At 59.9% G+C, this 25,693-nt stretch carries 20 protein-coding genes and 1 tRNA gene; 12 read left to right on the top strand and 9 right to left on the bottom strand.

Annotation, left to right across the window (positions count from 1 at the left end; translation table 11 throughout):
- Window positions 1-34: 34 nt before the first annotated feature.
- A complete protein-coding gene (locus tag AC2GXZ_RS09825) occupies window positions 35-961 on the top strand; it encodes a carbohydrate kinase family protein (RefSeq protein WP_483758964.1) in 927 nt (308 codons plus the stop codon).
- A 207-nt stretch (window positions 962-1,168) separates the two neighbouring features.
- Here the strand turns inward: AC2GXZ_RS09825 and pgi are convergent, their stop codons facing one another.
- From pgi to AC2GXZ_RS09810, 3 genes are all read right to left on the bottom strand, one after another.
- Window positions 1,169-2,794, bottom strand: coding sequence for a glucose-6-phosphate isomerase (gene pgi, locus AC2GXZ_RS09820; RefSeq protein ID WP_483758963.1), 1,626 nt, complete (start codon window positions 2,792-2,794; stop codon window positions 1,169-1,171).
- A gap of 108 nt (window positions 2,795-2,902) precedes the next feature.
- Complete coding sequence (locus AC2GXZ_RS09815; RefSeq protein ID WP_483759397.1) at window positions 2,903-4,102, bottom strand: alpha/beta hydrolase; 1,200 nt, start codon at window positions 4,100-4,102, stop codon at window positions 2,903-2,905.
- A gap of 198 nt (window positions 4,103-4,300) precedes the next feature.
- Entirely contained in the window at window positions 4,301-6,004 is a 1,704-nt protein-coding gene (locus AC2GXZ_RS09810; protein ID WP_483758962.1) for a long-chain-fatty-acid--CoA ligase, read from the bottom strand.
- A gap of 244 nt (window positions 6,005-6,248) precedes the next feature.
- Here AC2GXZ_RS09810 and AC2GXZ_RS09805 point away from each other — a divergent pair, with 244 nt between their 5' ends.
- Window positions 6,249-6,641, top strand: a complete 393-nt coding sequence (locus tag AC2GXZ_RS09805) for a PRC-barrel domain-containing protein (RefSeq protein ID WP_483758961.1) — start codon at window positions 6,249-6,251, stop codon at window positions 6,639-6,641.
- 109 nt (window positions 6,642-6,750) lie between these two features.
- Window positions 6,751-7,863: a hypothetical protein gene (locus AC2GXZ_RS09800; RefSeq protein WP_483758960.1), complete on the top strand. Its 1,113-nt coding sequence runs from the start codon at window positions 6,751-6,753 to the stop codon at window positions 7,861-7,863.
- Between the two features lie 15 nt (window positions 7,864-7,878).
- Here AC2GXZ_RS09800 and nadE read toward each other — a convergent pair whose 3' ends face one another.
- From nadE to AC2GXZ_RS09785, 3 genes are read right to left on the bottom strand one after another with little or no spacing between them, the layout of a single operon-like run.
- On the bottom strand, window positions 7,879-8,877 hold the full coding sequence (gene nadE / locus AC2GXZ_RS09795) for an NAD(+) synthase (RefSeq protein WP_483758959.1): 999 nt from the start codon (window positions 8,875-8,877) through the stop codon (window positions 7,879-7,881).
- Complete coding sequence (locus tag AC2GXZ_RS09790) at window positions 8,874-10,442, bottom strand: class I adenylate-forming enzyme family protein (RefSeq protein ID WP_483758958.1); 1,569 nt, start codon at window positions 10,440-10,442, stop codon at window positions 8,874-8,876. Before AC2GXZ_RS09790 ends, nadE begins: the two co-directional genes overlap by 4 nt.
- Window positions 10,443-10,461: 19 nt before the next feature.
- A complete protein-coding gene (locus tag AC2GXZ_RS09785) occupies window positions 10,462-10,722 on the bottom strand; it encodes an acyl carrier protein (protein WP_483758957.1) in 261 nt (86 codons plus the stop codon).
- A gap of 317 nt (window positions 10,723-11,039) precedes the next feature.
- On the opposite strand from AC2GXZ_RS09785, the gene AC2GXZ_RS09780 reads away from it, so the two are divergent.
- From AC2GXZ_RS09780 to AC2GXZ_RS09770, 3 genes are all read left to right on the top strand, one after another.
- Window positions 11,040-12,155 (top strand): NAD(P)/FAD-dependent oxidoreductase, encoded by a 1,116-nt coding sequence (locus AC2GXZ_RS09780; protein WP_483758956.1) that lies wholly within the window; start codon window positions 11,040-11,042, stop codon window positions 12,153-12,155.
- A gap of 153 nt (window positions 12,156-12,308) precedes the next feature.
- Window positions 12,309-13,454, top strand: a complete 1,146-nt coding sequence (locus tag AC2GXZ_RS09775; RefSeq protein ID WP_483758955.1) for a ceramide glucosyltransferase — start codon at window positions 12,309-12,311, stop codon at window positions 13,452-13,454.
- A gap of 722 nt (window positions 13,455-14,176) precedes the next feature.
- The gene (locus tag AC2GXZ_RS09770) at window positions 14,177-15,205 is read left to right on the top strand and encodes a glycosyltransferase family 2 protein (protein WP_483758954.1); all 1,029 of its coding nucleotides are present in this window, start codon (window positions 14,177-14,179) and stop codon (window positions 15,203-15,205) included.
- 321 nt (window positions 15,206-15,526) lie between these two features.
- Here the strand turns inward: AC2GXZ_RS09770 and AC2GXZ_RS09765 are convergent.
- Window positions 15,527-15,602: transfer RNA gene (locus tag AC2GXZ_RS09765), tRNA-Thr, on the bottom strand.
- Window positions 15,603-15,720: 118 nt separating this feature from the next.
- The gene (locus AC2GXZ_RS09760; RefSeq protein WP_483758953.1) at window positions 15,721-16,689 is read right to left on the bottom strand and encodes an NAD(P)H-dependent flavin oxidoreductase; all 969 of its coding nucleotides are present in this window, start codon (window positions 16,687-16,689) and stop codon (window positions 15,721-15,723) included.
- Window positions 16,690-17,000: 311 nt separating this feature from the next.
- Between AC2GXZ_RS09760 and AC2GXZ_RS09755 the strand changes: the two genes are divergently transcribed.
- Entirely contained in the window at window positions 17,001-18,239 is a 1,239-nt protein-coding gene (locus AC2GXZ_RS09755) for a hypothetical protein (RefSeq protein ID WP_483758952.1), read from the top strand.
- An 84-nt stretch (window positions 18,240-18,323) separates the two neighbouring features.
- Here AC2GXZ_RS09755 and ppk2 read toward each other — a convergent pair whose 3' ends face one another.
- Window positions 18,324-19,202 (bottom strand): polyphosphate kinase 2, encoded by an 879-nt coding sequence (gene ppk2, locus AC2GXZ_RS09750; RefSeq protein ID WP_483758951.1) that lies wholly within the window; start codon window positions 19,200-19,202, stop codon window positions 18,324-18,326.
- 230 nt (window positions 19,203-19,432) lie between these two features.
- Here ppk2 and phoR point away from each other — a divergent pair, with 230 nt between their 5' ends.
- The 5 genes from phoR (at window position 19,433) to pstB (ending at window position 25,670) form a co-directional block, all read left to right on the top strand.
- The gene (gene phoR / locus AC2GXZ_RS09745) at window positions 19,433-20,647 is read left to right on the top strand and encodes a phosphate regulon sensor histidine kinase PhoR (protein WP_483759396.1); all 1,215 of its coding nucleotides are present in this window, start codon (window positions 19,433-19,435) and stop codon (window positions 20,645-20,647) included.
- A 193-nt stretch (window positions 20,648-20,840) separates the two neighbouring features.
- Entirely contained in the window at window positions 20,841-21,875 is a 1,035-nt protein-coding gene (locus AC2GXZ_RS09740; protein ID WP_483758950.1) for a substrate-binding domain-containing protein, read from the top strand.
- 169 nt (window positions 21,876-22,044) lie between these two features.
- Complete coding sequence (gene pstC, locus AC2GXZ_RS09735; RefSeq protein ID WP_483758949.1) at window positions 22,045-23,529, top strand: phosphate ABC transporter permease subunit PstC; 1,485 nt, start codon at window positions 22,045-22,047, stop codon at window positions 23,527-23,529.
- Entirely contained in the window at window positions 23,526-24,842 is a 1,317-nt protein-coding gene (gene pstA / locus AC2GXZ_RS09730; protein ID WP_483758948.1) for a phosphate ABC transporter permease PstA, read from the top strand. The genes pstC and pstA overlap by 4 nt, the downstream gene beginning before the upstream one ends.
- Window positions 24,843-24,854: 12 nt before the next feature.
- A complete protein-coding gene (gene pstB, locus AC2GXZ_RS09725) occupies window positions 24,855-25,670 on the top strand; it encodes a phosphate ABC transporter ATP-binding protein PstB (protein WP_483758947.1) in 816 nt (271 codons plus the stop codon).
- Window positions 25,671-25,693: the final 23 nt, after the last annotated feature.

Here is a 25,693-nt window from a genome sequence, read left to right as displayed (position 1 = left end):
CGATGAGCGAAACAATGATTTCGGGAGGAAATCGATGATCCTGTGCTGCGGCGAAGCCCTGATTGACATGCTTCCGCGTGAGACGACACTCGGCGAACCGGGCTTTGCTCCCTATGCCGGTGGCGCCGTCTTCAACACCGCGATTGCGCTGGGACGCCTTGGCGCCCCAGCCGCCTTTTTCACCGGCTTGGCCGATGACATGATGGGCGACATCCTGCGCGACACGCTGCGCCAGAGCCATGTCGATTTCAGCTATTGCGCCATGGCGTCGCGGCCTTCGACCATCGCCTTCGTCAAGCTGGTGGACGGCCACGCGACCTATGCCTTCTACGACGAGGGCACGGCTGGCCGGATGATTACCGAGGCCGATCTACCGGCGCTTGGCGACGAGTGTGAAGCACTGCATTTCGGTGCGATCAGCCTCATCCCCGAACCTTGCGGCTCTACCTACGAGGCGCTGATGGTCCGCGAACATGAAAAGCGTGTCATCTCGCTTGATCCGAACATCCGCCCCGGCTTCATCAAGGACAAGGCGTCCCATCTCGCCCGCATCCGTCGCATGGCGGCCATGTCCGATATCGTCAAATTCTCCGATGAGGACCTGGCCTGGTTCGGGCTGGAGGGCGACGAAGATACGCTCGCCCGCCACTGGTTGCATCATGGCGCAAAGCTCGTCGTCGTCACCCGCGGCGCGGATGGCGCTGTTGGTTATACCGCGAGCCACAAGGTCACGGTGCCGAGCGAGAAGGTGACGGTGGTCGATACGGTCGGCGCCGGCGACACATTCGATGCTGGCATCCTGGCCTCGTTGAAGATGCAGAACCTGCTCACCAAGGCGCAGGTGGCAAACCTTACCGAGGACCAGATCGCCACGGCTTTGGCTCTCGGCGCCAAGGCCGCAGCCGTCACGGTCTCGCGGGCCGGCGCAAATCCGCCGTTTGCGTATGAGATCGGGCTGTAAGAGCCGGTTTTCCGAAAAATTGCCCCTCACCCTAGCCCTCTCCCCGTAACCGGGGCGAGGGGACGTGCCACGCGATAGGCATGAGAGGGACGGAGAACTCGCAACGCTTGGTCCTTCGCCCCGTTTACGGGGAGAAGGTGCCGGCAGGCGGATGAAGGGCGCGATCGCCCTCCAGGTGAAATAGGGGAGGCCGAAGCCCCCTCAAATTTATTTCTTCAGTCCGGCCAGCGTCTTCACCAGACCCTGGGTAGAGCTGTCGTGGCTCGCCGCGCTTTCCTTGCCTTCGACGACCGGGAGCAGGCCGGTTGCCAGTTCCTTGCCGAGCTCGACGCCCCACTGGTCGAAGGAATTGATGCGGAACAGCACGCCCTCGACGAAGACGCGGTGCTCGTAAAGCGCTACGAGCCGGCCGAAGGCGAACGGCGTCAGCTTGTCATGCACGAAGGTGATCGACGGGCGATTGCCGGTGAAGACCCGATGCGGCGCGATGAAGTCGGCCTTTTTGTCCTCCATGCCCTTTGAGGTGAGCTGCGCCTTGGCTTCCTCGAAGGTGCGGCCCTTCATCAATGCTTCCGACTGCGCCAGGCAATTGGCGATCAGAAGATCATGCTGGTGCCGAAGCTCGGGTTCGAAACCGTTCGCCGCGATCATGAATTCGGCCGGGATGATGCTCGTGCCCTGGTGGATCAGCTGGTAAAAGGCGTGCTGGCCGTTGGTGCCGGGCTCGCCCCAGACGACAGGACCGGAATTGCCCTCGACTGGCGTGCCGTCGATCGTCACACCCTTGCCGTTCGATTCCATGTCGAGTTGCTGCAGATAGGCCGGGAAGCGTAGGAGCCGCTGGTCGTATGGCAGGATAGCGCGGGTCGGATAATCCAGCACGTTGCGATGGTAGAAGCCGATCAGGCCGAGCAGCATCGGCAGGTTTTCACGCACCGGTGCGGTACGGAAATGGTTGTCCATCGCATGCGCGCCGTCGAGGAAATAACCGAAATTCTCTGGTCCGACGGCGATCATCAGCGGCAAGCCGATCGCCGACCAGATAGAATAACGGCCGCCGACCCAGTCCCAGAAGCCGAACACGCGGTCGGTATCGATGCCGAAGGCGGCGACCTTGTCGAGCGCGGTCGAGACGGCGCAGAAATGGTGTTTCACCGCCGCGTCGCCCAGCGCGTCGGCGATGAACCTGCGTGCCGAGGCGGCATTGGTCATCGTCTCGATCGTCGTGAACGTCTTCGACGCGATGATGAACAGCGTCGTCTCCGCATCCAGCAGCTTCAGCGTGTCGGCGATATGGGCGCCGTCGACATTGGAGACGAAATGCGCGCGTGGCCCGTCATGGAAAGGCGCCAACGCCAGCGTCGCCATGACGGGTCCGAGATCGGAGCCGCCGATGCCGATATTGACGACATCGGTGATCTTCTTGCCGGTCGCGCCCTTGAGCGTACCCGAGCGGATGCCATCGGAAAATTTGCCCATTGCGGCGAGCACGGCATTCACATCCGGCATCACGTCGCGGCCGTCGACGAGAACCGGCGTGTTCGACCGGTTGCGCAGCGCCGTATGCAGCACGGCTCGGTCCTCGGTAAAGTTGATGGCAACGCCGGAGAACATTTCCTCGCGCTTTTTCGCCACGCCGCCGGCCTCGGCCAGCTTTTCAAAGAGCGCGACGATCTCCTCGTTCACTGCGGTCTTCGAATAGTCCATGGTGAGGTCGTCGAGGCGGGCGCTGAATTTTTCGAAGCGGCTGGTATCCTTGGCGAAAGCGGCACGGATGTCCGTCGCCTTGGTAGCGTCTGCGGTGGCCTTGAGCTCTTTGACGATGGTCTGCATGATTTCCTCGCATTCTGCAGAATGATGTACGGGAACGTATTCGCTTTCTTGTCCAAATCAAGCGGCGATCATGCGTCTTTTGCGTGACTGGCAAAACAATTGTTCGCCCTATTGTCCTGTCGCAGTCTCCACCGTATTGCCGAGCGCCTGGCCGAACCGGCCGACCTGTTCGTTGTAATTGCGCCGTGTCGTCGGATCGAACACCGCGATCGGGGCGCTGACCGCGACGCTTGCCGCGCCGCCGACCGTCTGTGCCGTGCCGAGTGCGACGGCTCCCAGCCGCTCGCCGATGCCGACATCGCTGTCGGTCACGGTCTGCCCGTCGATCAGCCGGTTCCCTATCAGCTTCACCACTTCCGGGCTTTCGGCGAATTTACCATGGTTGAGGCTGTCGCCGCCGCGAAGCTTGGTGAGATCGAGGACGACGATGCCCGCCTTCTCGAATTCGCTGCGATAGGGTTCCACGGTCGGGTCAACCTGGCCCAGGCGATCGATATTGCCCGAAATCCGCCGAGACAGGCTGAGTGCCCGGTCGTCCTGCGACACGAACAGGGTGAAATGCGGATGTTTGGGGCCAAGTTCGGCAAACTGGCGGCCGAACACATCAACATCGAGATCGGGGGAGGCGAGGATGACATTGGTAATCTTCGGCGCCACGCGCCCGTCGCGGATCGCCATCTGCCGAAGCGCCTCGACGGTCAGCCACGATCCCATCGAGTGGGCCATGATCGTCACTTCGCCAACACTCGGGTCGGTGGAGAGCCGCCTCAGCATGTTTTCCAGCGCGTCTCGCGAATAGTTGGTGCTTTCTTTGTCGTAATTATAGGCAAAGATGCTGCCGCGCGACGGCCAGGTGAACAGGACCGGCGCCACATCCGCTTTGGAATCATGAGCGATCTGGGCAAACCGATAAACGGCGTCCTCGTAGCGGTTGTTGAAGCCGTGGACGAAAACCATCACCCGCCGGCTCTTCGTCAGGTTGCGGTGCAGCCATGTCCGCGCATCGCTCGTCTTCATCGGCGTCACCGAGAGCGTGGCGAAATCCTTGGCTGGATCGGCCGGAAGCCTTTTCGGCCACTGCACCTGACCGATCTTGCGGTTGGCGTCAGGCGGGATGGAGACCGAGATTTCCGTAACAGAAGGCTCCGGCCCGCGTTCGCCGGAAAACAGGATGCCGGGCACGTTGCTCGGTCGTCGTGTCGTTGCCACCAGAACGTCGACCTTGGTCGCGCCCTTGGCGTCGGCAAGTTTACTTGGGATCAGCACACCCTCTGGCCTTCCGGCGCAGCTCGAAAGCGCGGCGAGCATGATAACGACAGCAATCAGGCGAAACGAAAATCCGGCACGGTCTTGCAAGCGAACTCCAACAGCTTTCCCCGGCTCCGTCAGAAGCGCTAACGGAGCCAGCCGGTGGCGTCCACCGCTAAACCCGCTTCTCGCACAGATAGTATCGCGCTTGGTCGCCACCTGTCGCCATGATGCAACGCCGCGCCGATCAGGCCCGCGTCACCGCAGTTCGCGCCGCAATATTTTCCCGACATTGGATTTCGGCAGCTGATCAAGAAATTCGACGAAACGTGGCCGTTTGTAATTGGTCAGGTTGGCCGCACAATGGGCTTTGACATCCGCCTCCGTCAGGCTCGGATTCTTCTTGACTACGAACAGCTTCACGGCCTCACCGGAATGCGCATCGGCAACGCCGATCGCCGCACATTCGAGAATGCCGGGATGCATGACGGCCACTTCCTCGACCTCGTTCGGATAGACGTTGAAGCCCGAAACCAGGATCATGTCCTTCTTGCGATCGACGATCTTGGTGTAACCGCGGGCGTCCATATAGCCCATGTCGCCGGTGCGGAAGAAACCGTCGGAGGTCATTGCCCTTGCGGTTTCGTCGGGGCGGTTCCAGTAGCCGGCCATGACCTGCGGGCCGCGGATGCAGATTTCCCCGACATCGCCCAGATCGACCTCATGGCCATCGTCGTCACGGATGGAGACCTCGGTCGAAGAGATCGGCAGACCGATCATTCCTGAAAACTCCTTGGTGTCGAGCCTGTTGGCGGTCGCAACCGGCGAGGTTTCGGACAGGCCGTAACCCTCCGTGATCGGGCAACCGGTCATCGCCAGCCAACGCTCGGCCACAGGACGTTGGACCGACATGCCGCCGCCGAATACAAGCATCAGAGATGAATGATCGAGCTTCTGGAAGTCGGCATTGTTCATCAGCGCATTGAAAAGCGTGTTCAGCCCCGGAAAGATATGAACCGGGTGTTTCTGCACTTCCTTGACGAAGGCGGGAATGTCGCGCGGATTGGCGATCAGCAGATTGTGGCTGCCGGTCGCAACCCCCATCAGCGAATTCACCGTCAGCGCGAAGATATGGTAGAGCGGCAGCGCGCAGAGAAACTGCAGCTGGTGCGGGCGCGGTTTTGTCAGGAACGCCGTCTCCAGCCACGTCCCCATCTGCTCCTTGTTGGCGAGCAGGTTCGCATGGGTCAGCATGGCGCCTTTGGAAATGCCGGTCGTGCCGCCGGTATATTGCAGGAAGGCAATATCGTGAGGTCCGACATCGAACGGCGTCCGTGCCTTGGCCCTCTTGCCGGCGCCATCTGAGAGCATTGCCGTGAAGCTCGTATGTCCCGGCAGGGACCATGCCGGCACCAGTTTCTTTATTTTGCGGACGACCAGATTGACGATATGGCCCTTGATGCCCAGCATGTCGCCCATCGTCGCAACGACCACATGCTTCACGTCCGTGGCTGGCAGCACCTTCTGTGCCGTTGCTGCGAAATTCTCGAGAATGAAAAGCGCCTTGGCGCCGGAATCCTTCAGCTGGTATTCGAGCTCGCGCGGCGTGTAGAGCGGGTTGACATTGACCACCACCAGTCCGGCACGAAGGATGCCGTAAACGATCACCGGGTTCTGCAGGATGTTCGGCAGCATCACCGCAACACGGTCGCCCTTCGTCAAGCCTTTGTCCAGCAGCCAGGCGGTGACGTGGTCACTCGCCGCTTCCAGTTGCCGGAATGTCAGCGTCTTGCCCATGCTGGTAAAGGCCGGGCGGTCGGCATAACGCGAGCAACTGTCTTCAAACAGATCCCCCAGCGAACGATGCGCCATGGGCGGCAGTTCTTCCGGCACGCCGGGCGGGTAGGATGCGAACCAGATCTTGTGCGGATTGGTCGGGGCTCTCGCCGCCTGTTCGTTCATGAGAGCATCCTCCATGCTCGTTGCAGTATCGCAAGGTCACGGAAAAGTCCTCCACTTTTCCATGACCTACATTAGGCTATTCGCATGAGAACGGAAAGACCGCCCCATTCTCGAACAGCTATCTTACATTAACGTAAGCGTCAATTGTCGCGGTTTGGCCTCCAGACAGCGGCAAAAGTGGAACGATATCGAATTTAACGAGTTCTATTTGTGTGACATGAATAACAAGCGAAGGAGGTGCATTATGTTGCATCAGGAACCGCGTGCAGGGCAGGATCCCTATGTGAAAGAGACATCGTCGCTGATCGCCAGCGACAAGGTCGAAGGTACCGCAGTCTATGGCGCGGACGGCAAGCGGATCGGCTCCATCGAGCGCATTCTTCTGGAAAAGCGCGGTGGCCGGGTAGGTTATGCTGTCCTGAGCTTCGGCGGCTTTCTTGGAATCGGCGACGACTATTACCCGTTGCCTTGGGAAAAGCTGCGTTACGATGACCAACTCGACGGCTACCGGATCGATATGACCAAGGACCAGATCACCGGTGCGCCGAAATATCATGATCTCGATGACGACAGCTTTTATCGAGGTAAGGACAGGACGATCTACGACTATTACGGCGTCCCGCCTTATTGGATGTAGTCCGAACCGGAAAGACTGGCGGAGGCCCCGATCGGGGCCTCTTTTCGTTTGATTAAGCCTCTTCTGGCACGGTTCCGACGCGGCGTTTTGAGCCGGTGGGGCGTGTTTGATGGTGCAGAACGTGGCAGGTGGAGTGCGCAATCTGGAGCGGGAGGATCTTCCCTCTGTCGCTGCACTTTTCCAGAAGACCTTTCGTCGATCCGAACCCGTGCGGCCCTCGATGATCCACTATCTCCGCGAAACGCTCTTCGATCACCCTTGGTATGACGAGGAAATTCGCTCCAAGGTCTTCGTTGGCACCGTGGGCACGATAGAAGGTTTCATCGGCGTTTTCCCATCTCGCCTTGAGATCGATGGACGCCCTCTCCGCGCCGCTTTTGCCGGTTCGATGATGGTTGATCGGCACGAGCAAAATCCGCTGGCCGGTGCACGCCTTTTGCGCTCTTTTCTCTCTGGGCCGCAGGATATATCGCTGACCGAGACCGCAAATGCCCTCGCGCTCGGCATGTGGCAAAAACTCGCTTTGCCGCTCGATATTGCTTACAGTCTCAACTGGCTGCGCATACTTCGCCCGGCCGGCACCGCGGTTCAGATCGCCGAACGCGGACTGAAGGCGGCTCGGTTCCTGCGCCCCGTGGCCTCACTCGGCGACGGCGTGATCGAGCGCGCCGGCCTGAAGTCCTTCCGCGCGCCGCCGATCCAAGGGGCTGGACGGGTGAATTTCTGGGATGCGTCGCGGGACGATTTCGCTGATGCGATGCTGAAACTTGCGGAATTGTTTCCCATGCGCCCGCAATGGGATCGCGCCTCGCTTGAATGGTTCATGGATCAGGCGCAGGCCAAGCGTCAGTTCGGCAAGCCTTCCTGGCGTATCGCTGAATCAAGAAGTGGCGAACTGGCGGGCTGTTACGTCTATTACGGTCGCCCGGGCGGTATCGGCTGGCTGTTGCAGGCACTCTGTGCACCGGCTGTTGCCGGCGAATTGGTCGACGACCTGTTTGCGCATGCGGATGCTGCCGGCTGTGTCGCAATCCGTGGCGCCGGCCATCCCTGGCTGACGCCCGAACTCATCAGCCGCAAGACGTTGTTTTACGGCCGCGCCTTTTTCGTCGCCCATGCCAAGGACAAAAGCCTGCTGGAGCCGATCAGGTCCGGCCAGGGGCTGATCAGCGGCCTGGCCGGTGAAAACTGGACGCGCCTGATCGGCGACGATTTCGACTGAATTCCTCGAGTGTTCTCAGCCGAGCATCGTCATAGGTTGGGCATGCAGATAGTCTGCTACCTTCCGCTTCGAGGCGATATTGCGCCACACTGCATCCACCTGATCCGGCGTGAGATCTGCGGCAGCCGCTGTTTCCTCACGCGAGATGTTGTTGTCCAGCGCATAAAGGCAGAGGTCCATCCGGTCATAGGGTAGCGAGAAGTAATATTCATCCTGCCCCTGCGGCAACGACCACGTATCGGTCGTCGGCGGTCGTCGGCGGATCTCTTCCGGCACGCCGAGCGCCTCTGCCAGCTGATAGACCTGGGTCTTGTAGAGATGTGCAATCGGCTTGAAATCGGCGGCCCCGTCGCCGTTCTTGACGAAAAAGCCCTGATCGTATTCCAGCCGGTTCGGCGTACCCGCAACCGCCAAGTTCAGCCGGTCGGCATGGTAATACTCGATCTGCTTGCGTGTCCGCTGCTTCATGTTGGCGGCAGCGATCATCCCGAGATAGACGTCGAGCGGCATGCGGTGACGGCTCTGCTCACCGTCGGGATTGGCAACGACCAGCCAGGAAATATTGTAGCCGCGTCCGGTCAGCGCATTTTCCAGCACCACCTTGCAGCCCCAACCTTCGGAAAAATCCGGCACGACCTGGCGGATGAAGCCGTCGCGGCGCAGATAGCAGCCCTGGGCGGCGAGCGAAGGTCCTATATCCTCTAGCACGGTCTCGATGCCCACCGCTTCCGCCAGCGCCGTGCCGAGCCGCAGGCTGTCGGGATCGCTGTCATGCTCGGGCATGAAGACGCCGGTAACTTTGGCCTTGCCGAGCGCGCGGGCGCAAAGTGCTGCCGTGACGCTGGAATCGATCCCGCCGGAAAGGCCAAGCACGGCGCCGCGCTTGCGCAGGTCCTTCAGCACCGTGGCGCGCAACCAGTCGCAGATCCGCTCGATTTCCGCCTCGGCATCGAGCACAAGGTCCTTTGCGGAAAAAACGGCATGTTTCTCTGACGGGGTGCGGGCGTGGGTCATGCAACATTGTCCTCGATTTCGGGGGCAAACGGGGAAGGGGTGGAGATCTCGGCATTCAGCCGTATCTTGCCGGTGCTTGTTTTCGGCAAGGCATCGCGAAACTCGACGCTTTTCGGCACCATGTAGTCTTCGAGCCTCGCTGCGCAGTGGCGCAGGATGTCTTTTTCGGAAAGCGCGGCACCCGGTTCCAAAGCCACATAGGCACGGATCATCTGGCCGAACACCGGATCGTCAATCCCTGCCACGGCCGCCTCGCGAATGCCGGTGAGGGCATAGAGTACCCGCTCGACTTCCTGCGGGCTGACCTTCTCTCCGCGTGTCTTGATGATATCATCGCGCCGGCTGACGAAATAGAGAAAACCCTCGTCGTCGGCCTTGAACAGGTCGCCGGTATGCAAGCGGCGCCCGCCAGTGGCCGGAAACAGCGCAGCTGCTGAGGTCAACGGGTCGCCCCAGTACCCACGCATCACATGAGGTCCTTCGACCACCAGTTCGCCTATTTCTCCGGGTGGAACGGTGCGCCCCCCGCTGTCGATCACGAAGGCAAGTGTGCCACCGATGGCCCGGCCGACCGAAAGCGGGCGGCGGGCGGCTTCATCAGGCGGCAGATAGGTGGCGCGAATGCATTCCGTCTGGCCATACATCAGAAACAGCCGGGAATCTGGAAGCAGTGTAAGCAGTCGCGTAGTGAGGGAGGGTGGCATTGCAGCCGCCGCGCTGGTGATGTAGCGCATATCCGGCAGGAAGCCGGGCTGAAGATCCTGCATGCCGGCAATCAGTGCCGCCATCGGTGGTACGAGTGGAAAACCGGTCGCCTTCATCTCGGCCAGCCGCTGCAACGTCCTGCGCGGGAAGGCAAAGCTTTTGTCCAGCACCAGGGTGCCACCGACCATCATCATCGTCAGGATCTGGGTAATGCCATAACCGAAGGAGATGGGCAGCACGCTGAGCACCACGTCGTCTGCGGTATTTTCCAGATAGTCGATGACCGAGCTGCAGGCGAAAAGCAGACTGGCATGGCTGTGCATCACGCCCTTCGGCACACCCGTCGAGCCTGATGTGTGGATCAACAGTGCGAGTGCCTCGTCACTCTGCAAACGCAGCGACAATGCTTCGCAGGCGTGGCTCATCATCTCTTCGTAGGCAAGCCAGCCATCCGCGCTTGTCGCTGGCGATCCGCCGAACAGGATCTTCGCGGGCACGTAATTTGCGCCGGTTAAGCTCGCCTCGACCACCGGCGTGAACCGCGCCTGTGCCATGACCATTAAAGGCGCCGTACTGTCGATGACGGTACGCAGCTTGTCCGGCTTGATGGACGCATGGAGCGGGCAAGGCACGGCACCCACCTTCCAGGCGGCAAAAAATGCGACGACCGCTTCGGCGGAATTTTCCGAAATCATCAGGATCCGGTCGCCTTCGCCGACCCCTTGCGCGATCAGGCCGATCGCCAGTCGATCCGACAGCTGATCCAGTTCCGCGTAGCTGAGGCTGGCTTCGCCCGCGATCAGTGCCGTCTTCGATCCGAACCGGCCGGCATTGTGGCGAAGATGATCCTCGATACGCACGGCGCGGCCTCCGGGCCGGTCAGGCCGCTGCGGCCGGCAGCTTGCCCGCCAGATACCGCGTCATGTTGTTGATGCTGTCGAGGTTTTCCGGAACGATATCTTCGTCGGCGATCGAGATGCCGAATGTCTGCTCCAGAAATGCGATGACTTCGAGCACCCCGGTGGAATCGATCACGCCGCTTTCCAGAAGCGACTGGTCGTCATCCAGTTCGGCATCGGCGCGGAACAGAAAGTTCTCGGCAACGAATTCGCGCACGGCAGCTTTGAGCTTTTCGGTCATAGAACAGGCCTTCCCCATAGGGCGGCCGATCATGCGAACTCAAGACGCGGGGCCACCATCACCCATGGACCGACCTTGCACCAAAGACCTGAATCTTTCGCTAAACCCGGTTTTCCACTTCGAGATATCGCCGAATAGGCATCTCCGGCGAGGCAAGACGAACGGCCCGATCATGTCGCGATGGAGAAAGTGATTAGCAGCCTGCTGCCCTTGGACAATTAGTTGCCGCTTGATTTCAAAACGAAGCTGTTTGAGGAATGTAGTCCTGCATCAATCGCATCATCGCGAAAGCCCGAGAACAGGGTGGGGGAACTTGCATGGGGGAAATTCTCGACCTCGATTGCGTCGTGATCGGTGGCGGTGTGGTGGGCCTGGCGATTGCCCGCCGGCTGGCGATTGCCGGCCGTGAAGTCGTCGTCCTCGAAAGCGAGCCGCTGACCGGCAGCATCACGTCCTCGCGCAATAGCGAGGTCATCCATGCGGGCCTCTATTACGCGACCGGCAGCCACAAGGCGCAACTCTGCGTCAGGGGCAAGGAGGCGCTTTACGCCTATTGCCGCGAGCGCCACGTCCCGCACCGGCAATGCGGCAAGCTCGTGATCGCCTCCAATCCGGCAGAGGTCGCCTATCTCGAAAAGCTGCTGAAACAGGCCGTGGCCAATGGCGTGGACGATTGTTATCTGATCGACGCCAAGCAACTCCATGCACTGGAGCCGCAGATTGCAGGCCATGCAGCGCTCGTTTCGCCCTCGACCGGCATTATCGACAGCCACGGCCTGATGGACGCCTATATTGCCGATATTGAACTCCATGGCGGCACTGTTGTCGTTAATTCGCCTGTTCTATCGGGTGCATTCACGGCCACTGGCCTGCAGCTCTCCGTCGGAGGGGGCGATCCCTTCGATGCGACAGCCCGGCTGGTTGTCAACTCGGCCGGCCTCGAAGCCTGGTCGGTATCCGAAAACCTGCAGGGGCTCGATCCCGCAACGATCCCGCATCGCTCCTATGCCAAGGGTAACTATTTCACGCTTGTCGGCAGGGCGCCGGCCACGCGACTGATCTACCCGGTCCCCGAGCCGGGCGGCCTCGGCACCCACCTGACGCTCGATCTTGCCGGTCAGGCGCGTTTTGGCCCGGATGTCGAGTGGGTAGACACGCCGAACTACGACGTCGATCAGGCCCGTTCGGAAAAATTCTATGCCGCCATTCGCAAATATTGGCCGCATCTGAAGGACGCTGCCCTTCAGCCGGCCTATGCCGGCGTCAGGCCGAAAACCGTCGGGCCGGATGGCGGTGGCGGCGGAGACTTCATCATCCAGGGGCCGGAGACAACCGGGCATCAGGGCTACGTCGCGCTCTACGGTATCGAATCGCCGGGACTGACCTCGTCCCTGGCAATCGCAGATGAAGTCTGGCGGCTGGCCGGAGCATAAAGCGGTGGACGGCGTTGGGCTCGCATGAGCTGTCCGATGGCCTGTCATGCGTCTGACATCTCTGCGTGATGTCCTCCTGCGCCAAGCCCTACGAGCTGCGCCGTCGCAGGCGGTTGCCAAAGCTGACTATGCCGGGCTCAACGGAGACTGCCGATGTCGCTTTTCCTCGCCGCCGCTGCCGGGGCTCTTATCGTCGCCAACGGGGTGAGCATCGGCATCGCGATGGGACGTCTCGCGCGCAATGGTGCACGGGCGCCGGAACCGGCCGAGAAGCCGCCGGTTTCGGTCGTTATTCCGGTATGCGGCATTGAAAACTTTACCAGTCTGACACTGGAGCGCGCATTTACTCTGGATTGGCCGCATTATGAACTGATCTTCTGCGTGGCTGACGCCAAGGATCCCGTTATCCCGGCAATCGAACAGGCAATGGCCTGCCACCCCGGCGTAACGGCAAGCCTGCTCGTTGGCGATGATCGTGTCAGCGCCAATCCCAAGCTCAACAACTGCATCAAGGGCTGGCGCGCCGCGGCCAATGACTGGGTGATCTTGGCCGATTCCAACGTCCTGATGCCGAGCGATTACATTGCCCATCTCATGATTGCCCGGCGCAAGAATACCGGCCTTGTCTGCTCGACACCGCTCGGCTCTCGCCCGGATGGCTTCTGGGCTGAAGTCGAATGCGCCTTCCTGAATTCCCAGCAGGCGCGCTGGCAATATGCCGGCGAGGCCATCGGCCTCGGTTTTGCCCAGGGCAAAAGCATGTTGTGGTTGAAGCCGATGCTGGATGCCGAGGGCGGGATTGCCGCACTCGGCGCCGAAATTGCCGAGGATGCGGCCGCGACCAAGCTTGTCCGCCGTCTTGGCCGCAAGGTCCATCTCGTGGCATCCCCCTTCGAGCAGCCGCTCGGCAGGCGTGAGCTCGGCCAGATCTGGTCGCGGCAGGCGCGTTGGGCTCGCCTGCGCCGGGTTACTTTCCCCGCCTACTTTGCCCCGGAAATTCTGCTCGGTTGCGCACCGCCACTTGGTCTTGCGCTTGCGGCTGCAGCAATGTCGACGACGGAAATGTCCTTTACGGCGGTCGCATTCGCGGTCGCGGCCGCCATCTATCTGCCGGAACTCGCTTTGATTTGGACCAAGAACTGGCGCTTTTCATTCTGGACGCTGCCGGCCATGCTGGTGCGGGATGTGATGCTGCCCATGGTCTGGGCCAGAAGCTGGCTGAGCGGCTCCTTCGACTGGCGTGGTAACGCCATGACGATCGGCACCGAAACGAGTGAGCTGAGTTCGGTTCCCCGGTAGTCGAAGCGCGCTTTCTCAAGATGAAATCTCAGGTCAGCTTTGCCCGTCCTGAGAGTGTCGGGTAAAGAGCGATTCTCCGCGCTGATCCGCTGAAAGCGTTGAGCGAAGAAGAGATCCGAACTCGAGTTGCGGGCCGGTAAAGCCGGTATCCGGGCCGCAGGTCTGTGACGACGGTCAGTCGGAGGATAACCCGACGCTCATGAGGTTTCGAACGGATGCTGGCGGCTCGTGCGCGCCTTGCTCGGGATCCTTGCAAACCGAGGTGCCGGGGTTTCACGACCGCCCTGTTTTTCTCTGGTATCGTTTCTTGCGCAGGTAGGTGGGGAAACAAGTTACCTGGCCATCATCTATGCGTCCCTGCATCTCATCATCATAAACCTGCCAATAGAGAGAATAATGAGAATCCTGTGATCCATTGCAGTAAATATTACTTAATTACGCATATCCGAATAATTTTCTGATTTTTCGATTGGATGGATATTTTGATCAGAGGGTTCTATTGCCGTGATTTGTGTTTGAGCGACGCTTCGAAATCCTTGGAGATATGCGGTCTCATCTCGTGTTGCCGCGCCGTTAATTTAACTACGATGTACAATTGTCGGAGGCGGGAGGTCGTTTGAATTGGAGTTGGGAAAATTTTCTGTATGACCTGTTATGAGTAATCCCCGTCTGCAACGCGGAATTCAAGTCATCGTCAGTGCGGCCTGTTGGAACTGTAACGCATGAAGCTCAGCATTTTGATGAAGGCTTACAACGAGGAACTGAACATCGAAGCAGCGCTGATGGCCTGTTTCGCTGAGCTTGAAGGAATTTGCGCGGAAGTAATTCTGGCCGACAGTTGCTCGAGTGATCAGACCGTAGCCCTGGCCAAGCGTTTTCCAGTTCGAATCGTATCGTTCGTCGACGCCCAGGAACGCAGTTGCGGTGCGGGCGCGCAGTTGGCATTTCAGCATTCGTCCGGCGAATACATATATCTCATCGATGGAGACATGATTATCCGACCAGGGTTTCTGGCGGAGGCAATCTCGTATCTTGAGGAAAATAAAAACGTTGCCAGCGTCGGAGGAATAATCAACGATATATCCGCCGGCAACTTGGAATTTCACCATCGACGGCAGCGCGAGCAGGACATTTACAGCGCTGGGCGCGTCCTCAAGTTGGATTGCGGAGGGTTGTATCGCCGTTCCGCCATCGAGCCATTGGGTTATTTCTCGGATCGAAACCTTCACAGTTACGAAGAGCTGGATCTGGGCCTTCGGCTTCGCGCCAACGGTTTCACGCTGTGGCGGCTTGGCAGCGTAGCGGTCGATCATCACCATCGAATGGTCGGATCATACGCACTCTTATGGCGGCGGTTGCTGTCGAGATACGCGAACGGTGCGGGCGAAGTTTTCCGCGCCGCTATCGGCAAACCGCATTTTTTTGCTCTTTTGAGGGAGCTGAAAATTCTCCGCGTATTGCTGTTTTTGATCCTCTGGCTGTCCGCCGTTGTATCTCTGGAATTGTTCGACAACTTTTTCGTATCTTTGTTGGCGCTGCTGATTCCATTCATATCAATGTCGATTAAACGCAGGTCGATTGCCGGCGGGGTATTTTCCGTGTGCTCCTGGATGGTTTATTCAGTCGGCTTTGTCCGCGGAATGTTCTCGCGTCGAAGGGATCCCGCATTGACCATTTCGAGCAAAGTTGTTTCCGAAGGAAATGCTTGCGTTGCGCCGAGCAAGGCAGGCCCGAAGGAATACAGACTGTAGGGCCGATAGTTCCCGGTTTTAAATGGTGGGCTTGGCCCGAGAACGGGTCGCCGTTTTATCGACCTCAACCGCATCCGGTTCGCCCGAGGCTCTGGCTTCTGAAAAAGTGGAGCCCGATATCAGCAAGACGACGGACAGGTTTTTCACCTGAAATCCGTGAGAGCGCCATTCGAGTGGTGCTGGATGGTACTCCTCCGTCCAGAAGACGGAGTATTGCCGTCGAATTTTCAGTCGAGCCAAATTACTCGAAAATTTGTCGCGCGTAAGTCTGTCCGCGAAAGGGTTACCGACTGAGCTTTCAGCTGTGAGATTGAGAAATAGTGGTGCCGCTTGCAGGACTCGAACCTGCGACCCCATCATTACGAATGATGTGCTCTACCACCTGAGCTAAAGCGGCCCGGCAGCGGCGACAGGCGCCAAGCTGCGAGTGATGCGCTGATACAGGCAACCAATCCCGATTTCAAGCCGGTTTTGACGATAGTTTCGTTTTTCCCGACAAGGCCGGCATTTCGCCGCTAGAGTGCAAGCCTTCGCTTGGCCTGCGCATATTCGCCGGTCAGGCGGTCGACCAGTTCTGCAACCGACAAGACGTTTTTCACCGCACCGACGCCCTGGCCGGCCCCCCATATTTCTTTCCAGGCTTTCGCTCCCGTTGTCGCCCCTGCGGTAGCATTGCCGAAATCCATCTTCGATGGATCGGCGTCCGGCAGTGCAGCCGGATCAAGGCCCATGGCCGCAATCGAGCCCTTCAGGTAATTGCCGTGAATGCCGGTGAAATAATTGGAATAGACGATATCGGCCGCATTGGAGCTGACAATCATCTGCTTGTAGTCTTCTGCGGCGCGTGCCTCATGGGTCGCGATGAAGGGCGAGCCGATATAGGCCATGTCCGCGCCCATCGCCTGCGCGGCAAGAATGCCGCCGCCTGTGGCGATCGCGCCGGCCAGCAGCAGCGGCCCGTCGAACCATTCGCGGATTTCCTGAACGAGAGCGAACGGAGACAGCGTGCCCGCATGGCCGCCGGCACCCGTCGCCACCGCGATCAGCCCGTCTGCGCCCTTGGCGATGGCGGATTTGGCGTGGCGGTTGTTGATCACGTCATGCAGCACTATGCCGCCATAGGAATGCACGGCGGCATTCACCTCCGGCACGGCGCCGAGCGAGGAGATGACGATCGGCACCTTGTATTTCACGCACATCATCAGGTCGTGTTCCAGCCGCCTGTTGGACGTGTGGACGATCTGGTTCACGGCAAACGGGGCGGCCGGCAGGTCTGGGTTTGCCGCATCGTGGGCGGCGAGTTCTTCCGTGATCTGCGCCAGCCATTCGTCCAGCTGGCTTTCCGGCCTCGCATTGAGCGCCGGAAACGCACCGACAATACCCGCCTTGCACTGGGCGAGCGTCAGTTCGGGATGCGAGATGATGAACAGCGGCGATGCCACGACCGGCAGCCGCATCCCGTCCTTGAGGATCGCTGGAAGCATGAGGGAACCTCTCGAATTACCTTTACGTAAGATGGTGTAACAGATGAATTTCTCCGGGGGAAGCCGCCGCGATTGTGCCTGGCGCTTCCTGATTGTCATGGATTTGCCACCATGTTCCGGCCGTCTCGGCACGATAAGACAGAGGCAGGCGAGGGGATGGACAGGGGAAGAACGGCGACGCCTTCTTGCAGTTCGGCGGTGGAGACGTTACCGAGAGGTTAAAATCTGGCTGCGTGACAAGAGCGTGCCGAAAGTGAAATGAACCGGAAGGACCGGCAGTGAGCGGCCTTGAGACAGCCATAAGAAACGCGTTGGATCGTGCCGAAAGGGGCGACGGCCAGGTGCGGGCCCGCATCTATCAGTCGGCTCGCCAGGCACTCGATGCCGGTCTGCGCAAGCAGGGCGTTAGCGACAATCTCGTCATCATGCAGCAGCGTAAGCGCCTGGAAGAAAAGATCCGCGAGATCGAGGACGAGGAAATCGACCGGTTGGCGCAGCATGCCCACCCGCCTCTTGGGACGCAGGTCGATCCGTTTCTGCTCGATCCGGTGGTCCGGTCCGATCGCTCTGCAGGCCCCGGCCCGAACGCCGGGCCTTCAACGTCTCGTGTAGCAGCTGAAGACACCATGGCAGTCGAACCGCCGACGGCATCGACTGCCGCCGCCCCGGCCGGTTCCCTGGCGATCGGCGGCGTAACCCGGTCCGGCGCTGTCGAACAGCATCCGGCCACGCCGTCCGTCATGCCGACGGATATTCCGGCAGCCTATCGTGACGTGCCGGTCGCCGTTCCTCTGCCGGACGCGCCCGAGGTAGGCAAGCCGGCTCGAAACGGCAAGCTCAAGGCGGACGGGAAGAGAGGCAAGGTTTCGCCGGAAGCGCCTGTGAAGCGCAGCAGGAGAGGCCGCAGCAAGCGCAGCCTTCTCTCCCGCCTGATCACCTGGATCATCACGCTCGGCGTTGTCGCGGTGGGTTGCTGGATTTTCTACCAGTCCGGCCTGGTTCAGTCGATCATCGACGAGGCGATGCGCAGCGCAAGCCGGTCCTCAGCACTGCAGTCTTCGGGCCAGGGGCCGTCGGCGCTGTCATCCCGGGGTGGGTTCTCGGAAGAGTGGGCCGATATATTCGAACCCAAGGATGGCACCGCGTTCAAGGCCGGCACCCAGGCTCAGGCCCAGATTTCCGCCGGTTCCGAAGGGCAGGCGCTCAAGGTCACTTCCGCCAGTCCGACTGCGGCGGGTGACGTGACGATCGAGGTGCCTGTTGAAATCCTGCGGGAACTCGCCGGCAAAAGTTCGACGCTGGCAATCACCGTCCAGTCGGCGGGCAACCAGCATTCGCAGCTTTCGGTCCGCTGCGATTTCGGCAGCCTCGGCAGTTGCTCGCGCCATCGCTTCACCGCGACACAGGAACTGCAGGACGCCCTGTTCAGGGTCAGCTTCGACCGCACCATGGCGCCCAATGCGCCGGGCCGGCTGATCGTCAATACCGGCGTCGGCGGTGGCGCCAATCCGGTCTTCATCTATTCCGTCCGGGCATTGCCGGGTCAATAAGCGACTGGCGGGACGGCAGCATTTCTGCCGCCGGCCCCGAAAGCAATTCCGGCAAGAGTGCGAAACCGTCTTGCCGCAACACATCTATTTCAGAAATTTCGGTCCGAAGCCGAGGATCTTGTCGTCGATCTCACCAATCGCTTCCTTGTCCTTTCCCTCGTAATCGAGCGATAGCAGGATGTGGCGGATCGCGTTCAACCGCGAGCGCCGCTTGTCATTGGCAAGCAGGATCGCCCACGGTGCGTCCTTTGTGTGGGTCTCTTCCAGCATCCGGTCGCGCTTGTCCGTATATTGATCCCATTTTGACAGTGCGGCGATATCCATCGGCGACAGCTTCCAGATCTTCAACGGATCATGGCGTCTGTCATGAAAGCGCTTCAGCTGCATTTCCTGCCCGATGTCGAGCCAGAACTTGAAGAAGTGAATGCCGTCCTCGACGAGCAGCTTTTCAAAACGCGGCGTCGCCTTCATGAAGCTGTCGTATTGCGCCGGCGTGCAGAACCCCATCACCGGCTCCACCACGGCACGGTTATACCAGGACCGGTCGTAGAGCACGATTTCGCCATTGGTCGGAAAATGTGTTGCGTAACGCTGGTAATACCATTGCCCGGCCTCTGTTTCGGTGGGTTTGGTCAGTGCCACCACACGCGCCGTGCGTGGATTGAGATAGGACCTGATGGAGAAGATCGTGCCGCCCTTGCCGGCGGCATCCCGTCCCTCGAACAGAGCCATCAGCCGCTTGCCCGTCGCCTGCATCCAGAACTGCATCTTGACGAGTTCGACCTGCAGCTTTTCCAGTTGCTTCTCGTATTTGTCCCGGTTCAGCTTGTCGTCATAGGGAAAGTTGCCCGATGCCAGCGCTTGGTCGTCGATCCAGTCCGGCAGCTTTGGGTCATCGATGTCGAACTGGCGCTTCTTGCCCCCGATCTTGAGATCGACCGTCCTGCTTTCGCCTGTTGACATGCTTGTTCTCCTTCTTGCCTTTGGTGCCTATGACGATATCGCGATCCACGTCGGGGTCACGCTATCCGAAAGGTGGCATTCCGCCATAGGTTTTCCATAGGCCTTGATGCACAAGTGTCATGCAAGGCTTATATGACCACGTGTTTATCAGGCAGATACCGGCGATTTCGCCGGGGGTTTCAGTTGGGGTTGTCATGGCGTCGAGCGCAGAGCAGGTAGAAGGAGGTCTCATCGCTGCGATGAGGCGGGAATGGCTTCTGCTTTTTCTGTTGACGCTCGTGGCGCTTGTTGCGGTGGCTGTCGGCGGCGTGTGGTTTGCCGTCCTGCCATGCTGGCTGATCCTGGTGATCGCAACGCTTGCAAGGCGACCTGCCGGCGCAGTCGTTCAACTGCCCGAAGAAGCCGAAGACGAAGAATTGCCGCCGGATCCGCTGCCGCGCATCGCCGCCACCTTGTCTGCCCTGGATATCCCCGTTCTGGTTCTTAATGCCGAAGCGGTGGTCCTGTGGGAAAACAAGGCGGCTGAAAGGGCGCTTGGCCTGCTGCCCATCGGCTCGCATCTTTCCGCACGCCTGCGCTCGCCCGGCATCCTTGATATGGTCAAGGAGACGATGGCAACGGGAGAGCCTAACCAGATCGAATATTCCGAGCGGTTACCCTCCGAGCGGGTCTATCTCCTGCGCATCGCGCCGATCGCAGATGATCAGGAACCGGCCGATGAGCTTTTCCTTCTGTCTTTTCGCGATATTTCAGAGCTGCGCCGCCTCGATCGCATGCGCTCCGATTTCGTCGCCAATGCCAGCCACGAATTGCGCACGCCGCTTGCCTCGCTGCGCGGCTTCATCGAGACCCTTCAGGGGCCGGCCAAGTCCGACCCCGCCGCCCACGAACGGTTTCTCGCCATCATGTTTGATCAGGCGACAAGGATGAGCCGCCTTGTCGACGATCTCTTGTCGCTGTCGCGATTGGAGCTGAAGTCTCATATCGCCCCTGACCAGTCCGTCGATCTGCGCCCGGTCATCGGCCATGTCCGCGACGCGCTGATGCCGCTTGCCGAAGAGCTTGGTGTGGAAATCCGTCTCCACCTGCCGGAAGAAAAGGTCGAGGTGTTGGGCGATCGTGACGAACTGGTCGAAGTGTTCGAAAATCTCATCGAGAATGCCTGCAAATACGGCCAGGAGGGTAAATTCGTCGATGTCTTCCTGCGCGACGCGCCTTCGCAACCGGTCGAAGTCAGCGTCGTCGATCGCGGCCCGGGCATTCCGGCTGAGCATGTCCCGCGACTTACCGAGCGTTTCTATCGGGTTAGCGTCGCCGACAGCCGATCGAAAAAGGGGACCGGTCTGGGGCTCGCCATCGTCAAGCATATCCTCACGCGCCACCGTGCCCGGCTTGTCGTGAAGTCCGAACTTGGCAAGGGTTCCGACTTTACCGTCAGATTCTGACATATTAAATTCGCACTGCACAGCTGTGCGATGATTTTTGTAAGTAAAATCAATATTTTAATTTGTCACAAATGTTTCATCGAAGTGACATAAAAGCTGAGGTCAAGGGCCGCTAATACCAGCGGGCCAGAAGCCGGCAAGCGCGAAAGCCGGCGACAGACGCTTTCACAAAACCCATCATGGGAGAATATTGATGAACATGTTGAAACTTTCCGCAGCTGCCCTCGTGGCCTCTGTCGCATTTGCCGGCGCTGCCGCTGCACGTGACCAGGTTCAGGTTGCTGGCTCCTCCACGGTTCTGCCGTATGCAAAGATCGTTGCCGAAACCTTCGGCGAGACCTTCCCTAACTTCAAGACGCCGGTCGTTGAATCGGGCGGCTCCGGCGCCGGCATCAAGGAACTCTGCAAGGGCGCAGGCGAAGACACCATCGACATCGCCAATGCATCGCGTCCGATGAGCAAGAGCGAGCTTGAGGCCTGCAAGGCCGCTGGCGTTACCGAAGTTCAGGAAATCCGTATCGGCTACGATGGTATCGTATTCGCAACCGACTCCAGCAACGGCGAAATGAAGATCGAGCCGAAGGACATTTACAAGGCTCTCGCAGCTGAAGTCGTCGTTGACGGCAAGCTTGTTGCCAACCCTTACAAGAACTGGTCGGACATCAACCCGACTCTGCCGAAGGGCCCGATTGCTGCCTATATCCCGGGCACCAAGCACGGCACCCGCGAAGTCTTCGAAGAGAAGGTCATGGCTGAAGGCTGCAAGGAAGCCGGTGCTGTTGACGTCATCAAGGCTGCAATCACCGATGCCAAGCAGGCTGCTGCCAAGTGCGTTGCCATCCGTAAGGACGGCGCTGCTGTCGACATCGACGGCGACTATCCTGAGACGCTTGCCCGTATCGCCGCCAACAAGACCGGTCTCGGCGTTTTCGGTCTCGCTTTCTATGAAAACAACAAGGACAAGCTGAAGGTCGCGACCGTCAACGGGATCACGGCTTCCACGGAAACCATCTCGAACGGCACCTACCCGGTTTCCCGTCCGCTGTTCTTCTACGTCAAGAAGTCCCATCTCGGCGTTGTCCCGGGCATGAAGGAATATGTCGAGTTCTTCATCTCTGACGACATGGTTGGCCCGGAAAGCCCGCTGGCTGAATACGGCCTGGTTGCCGCTCCGGACGATCAGCGCGAAAAGGTCCGCAAGGACTTCGCAGCTGGCAAGACCATGTAATGAACGACACGGCGCCGCCTCTGGCGGCGCCGTTTTCGGCCTTTAGGCCGTTTTGCCCTGATCGATCACTGCGCTGATCGACATGGGTGCCTGGGAATGTATTCGGTTCCGATGACGGGAATTGTGCGGTAGTTGGCTGCCGCCGAAGGCGGTAGGCCGGGGGATTGTGATGAGCACACCACTGATCTTGTTGATTTTGGCGATCATCGCGATCGTCTGTTACGTTGCCGGGATGCGGCAGGCTTTGGCGATCTCCGGCGGTGTATCGTCGAAGATGCATTCCCGCCCCGGTTATTACGGTTCCTTCGTTGCAATTTGCGCCGTCCTTCCGGCCGCGCTCATTCTTGCAGCATGGCTCATCGCCAGCCCCCTCTATGTCAATTCCGTCATCCGCGACGGCTTCCCCGATGAGGTGAAGGCCCGCACGCCGGCGGAGCAGGGCTTGAGCTTCGGCATGGTAAGCTCGCTTGCCCGCGGCATGAATGCGCTGACACTCGATGAAATCGATCGTGTCGGCAGCAATCCGGTCGAGTTGCGCAACGCGCTCGGCGCCAAGGGCATCCCGCTCGCTGGCGATCCGGAGCCTTACATGGTCGGCTCGGCCGGCGACCTCAATGCGATGAACAAGATCAGCGTCCGCATCATGACGGCCGTCGTCCTGATTGCAGCACTTGTCGGCGCGGGACTGTCCTACGTTCGGATCGCGCCGCGTTTCAGGGCCCGCAACAGGGTCGAACGAGTGATCCTCTGGTCGCTGGTCGTCGCCTCCTCGATCGCCATTCTGACCACCGTCGGCATCATCATGTCGATGTTGTCGGAGGCGGCCCACTTCTTCGGCCGCGTACCGGCATGGGAATTCTTCTTCGGCACGGTCTGGGATCCGCGTTTTGCCGCAGCCGGTGCAACGGCCTCGGAAGGTCAGTTCGGCCTCATCCCGCTTCTGCTGGGCACGCTTTATATCGGCTTCGTCGCCATGCTCGTTGCGGTTCCGAGCGGCCTGTTTTCGGCAATCTACATGTCGGAATATGCGGCCCCGAAGGTTCGGGCCGTCGCAAAGCCGCTGCTCGAGGTTCTGGCCGGTATTCCGACCATCGTCTACGGTTTCTTCGCGCTGACCACGGTCGGGCCCTTCCTACGGGATATCTCGTCGCAGCTGAACGGTCTCGTGACCGGCGATTATGCCAATTTCATCCAGGCACAGAGCGTGCTGACAGCCGGCTTTGTCATGGGCATCATGCTCATCCCCTACGTCTCCTCGCTGTCGGACGACATCATCACCGCGGTCCCACGGGCCCTGCGTGACGGTTCGCTGGGCCTGGGTGCAACCCGCTCCGAAACCATCAAGAAGGTCGTCTTGCCGGCGGCTCTGCCGGGCATCGTCGGCGCTCTTTTGATGACCGCGTCGCGTGCCGTCGGTGAAACCATGATCGTCGTGCTGGCCGCCGGTGTTGCCGCCCGCATGCAGCTCAATCCGTTCGAGCCCATGACGACGGTGACGGTCAAGATCGTCAACCAGCTGACGGGCGATCTGGAGTTCACCTCGCCCCAGACGCTTGTGGCCTTCGCGCTCGGCATCACGCTCTTTGTGATCACGCTTTGCCTCAATATCTACGCGCTCTATATCGTGCGCAAATACCGGGAGCAGTACGAATGACCGACGTGGTTTCGATCCCCGCCGGCGCCGCCGCAAGGCCCGCTCGCCGCGATATCGGCATCAAGCGCCGTTATGCTGCAGAACGACGTTTCCGTGCCTATGGCATGCTGGCGCTCGCCTTCGGCATCCTCTTCCTTTTCCTTCTGCTGTGGTCGGTTGTGTCCAAGGGCTATACCGCCTTCCAGCAGACGATGATCACCGTTCCGGTCGAGTTTTCCGAGCAGATCATCGACAAGGATAACGAGCGCGCCAGCAACCCTACCAAATTGATGACGGCGAACTATCCGCTCATCGCCCGCAACGCGGTGGCCAAGGCTCTCGGCGTCGCCGAAAGCGATCGTCAGGGCCTTCGCGCAGTCAGTCAGATGGTTTCCGACGGTGTGCGTGGCGAGCTGCGCGACATGGTCATCGCCAATCCGCAAATCATCGGCACCACCCAGACTGTGTCCTTGCTGGCTGCCGGCGATATCGACTCGGCCTTCAAGGGCCAGATCGATCTCTCGGTCACGGAAAGCAACCGCAAGGTTTCCGACCAGCAGGTCGCCTGGATGAACCAGCTCGCGTCGAGTGGTGCGCTGGCCAAGCATTTCAACACCGGCATCTTCGCCAACGGCAATTCCAGCCGTCCGGAAGCAGCCGGCGTCGGCGTCGCCCTGATCGGCTCCTTCTACATGATGGTGATCGTGCTGGTGCTCGCCCTGCCGATCGGTGTCGCTGCCTCGATCTATCTTGAGGAATTCGCACCGAAAAACCGGTTTACTGACCTGATCGAGGTCAACATCAACAATCTGGCGGCCGTGCCGTCGATTGTCTACGGTCTCCTCGGTCTCGCGGTCTTCATCAACTTCATGGGCCTGCCGCGCTCGGCATCGCTCGTCGGCGGCCTGGTGTTGACGCTGATGACCCTGCCGACAATCATCATCGCCACCCGTGCGGCGCTGAAGGCAGTTCCTCCGTCGATCCGGGCGGCCGCACTTGGCCTTGGCGCGTCGAAGATGCAGACCATCTTCCATCACGTCCTGCCGCTCGCCATGCCAGGCATTCTGACCGGCACGATCATCGGCCTTGCGCATGCGCTCGGCGAAACCGCGCCGCTTCTGCTGATCGGCATGGTGGCCTTCGTCGCCAATTATCCGACGACGCCGCTCGATCCGTCGACCGCGCTGCCGGTGCAGATCTACATGTGGGCAAACGAGGCGGAACGCGCCTTCGTCGAAAGAACCTCGGGAGCAATCATCATCCTGCTCCTGTTCCTGATCGTCATGAACGTGGGTGCAATTCTGTTGCGGCGGCGGTTCGAGCGCCGGTGGTAGGAGATCGACACAATGAATATGTTGTCAGAAGCAGCAGTTGAGAAGGCGCTGGACAAGAAGATGAATGAAGTCGCGTACAAGATGATTGGCAAGGACGTGTCGGTTTATTACGGCGAAAAGCGCGCGCTTTTCGACGTGAACCTCAACGTTCGCGAAAACACGGTCACCGCCCTCATCGGACCTTCCGGCTGCGGCAAGTCGACCTTCCTGCGCACGTTGAACCGCATGAATGACACGATCGAGAGCTGCCGGGTCACCGGCAAGATCACGCTCGATACGGACGATATCTACGACAAGGAAATCGATGTCGTGGAACTGCGTGCCCGTGTCGGCATGGTCTTCCAGAAGCCGAACCCGTTCCCGAAGTCCATCTACGAGAACATTGCCTATGGCCCGCGCATCCATGGCCTTGCCCGCGGCAAGTCCGATATGGACCAGATCGTCGAGGCAAGCCTTCAGCGCGCCGGCCTGTGGACGGAGGTCAAGGATCGTCTGCATGAAGGCGGCACCGGGCTTTCGGGCGGTCAGCAGCAGCGTCTCTGCATTGCGCGTGCCATCGCCGTCTCGCCGGAAGTCATCCTGATGGACGAGCCCTGCTCGGCACTCGATCCGATCGCAACCGCCAAGGTCGAGGAACTGATCCACGAACTGCGCGCCAACTACACGATCGTCATCGTCACGCATTCGATGCAGCAGGCCGCCCGCGTCTCGCAGCGCACCGCCATGTTCCACCTCGGCCAGCTCGTCGAGGAAAACGACACGGACAAGATGTTCACCAATCCGGATGACCAGCGCACCCAGGACTACATCATGGGCCGCTTCGGCTGATTGATCGCCGACGCCTGCTGCCT

Source organism: Aliirhizobium sp. YIM B11859 (assembly GCF_057163345.1).
Note: the sequence above shows the minus strand (reverse complement) of the source record. Positions and strands in the feature narration are given on the sequence as shown.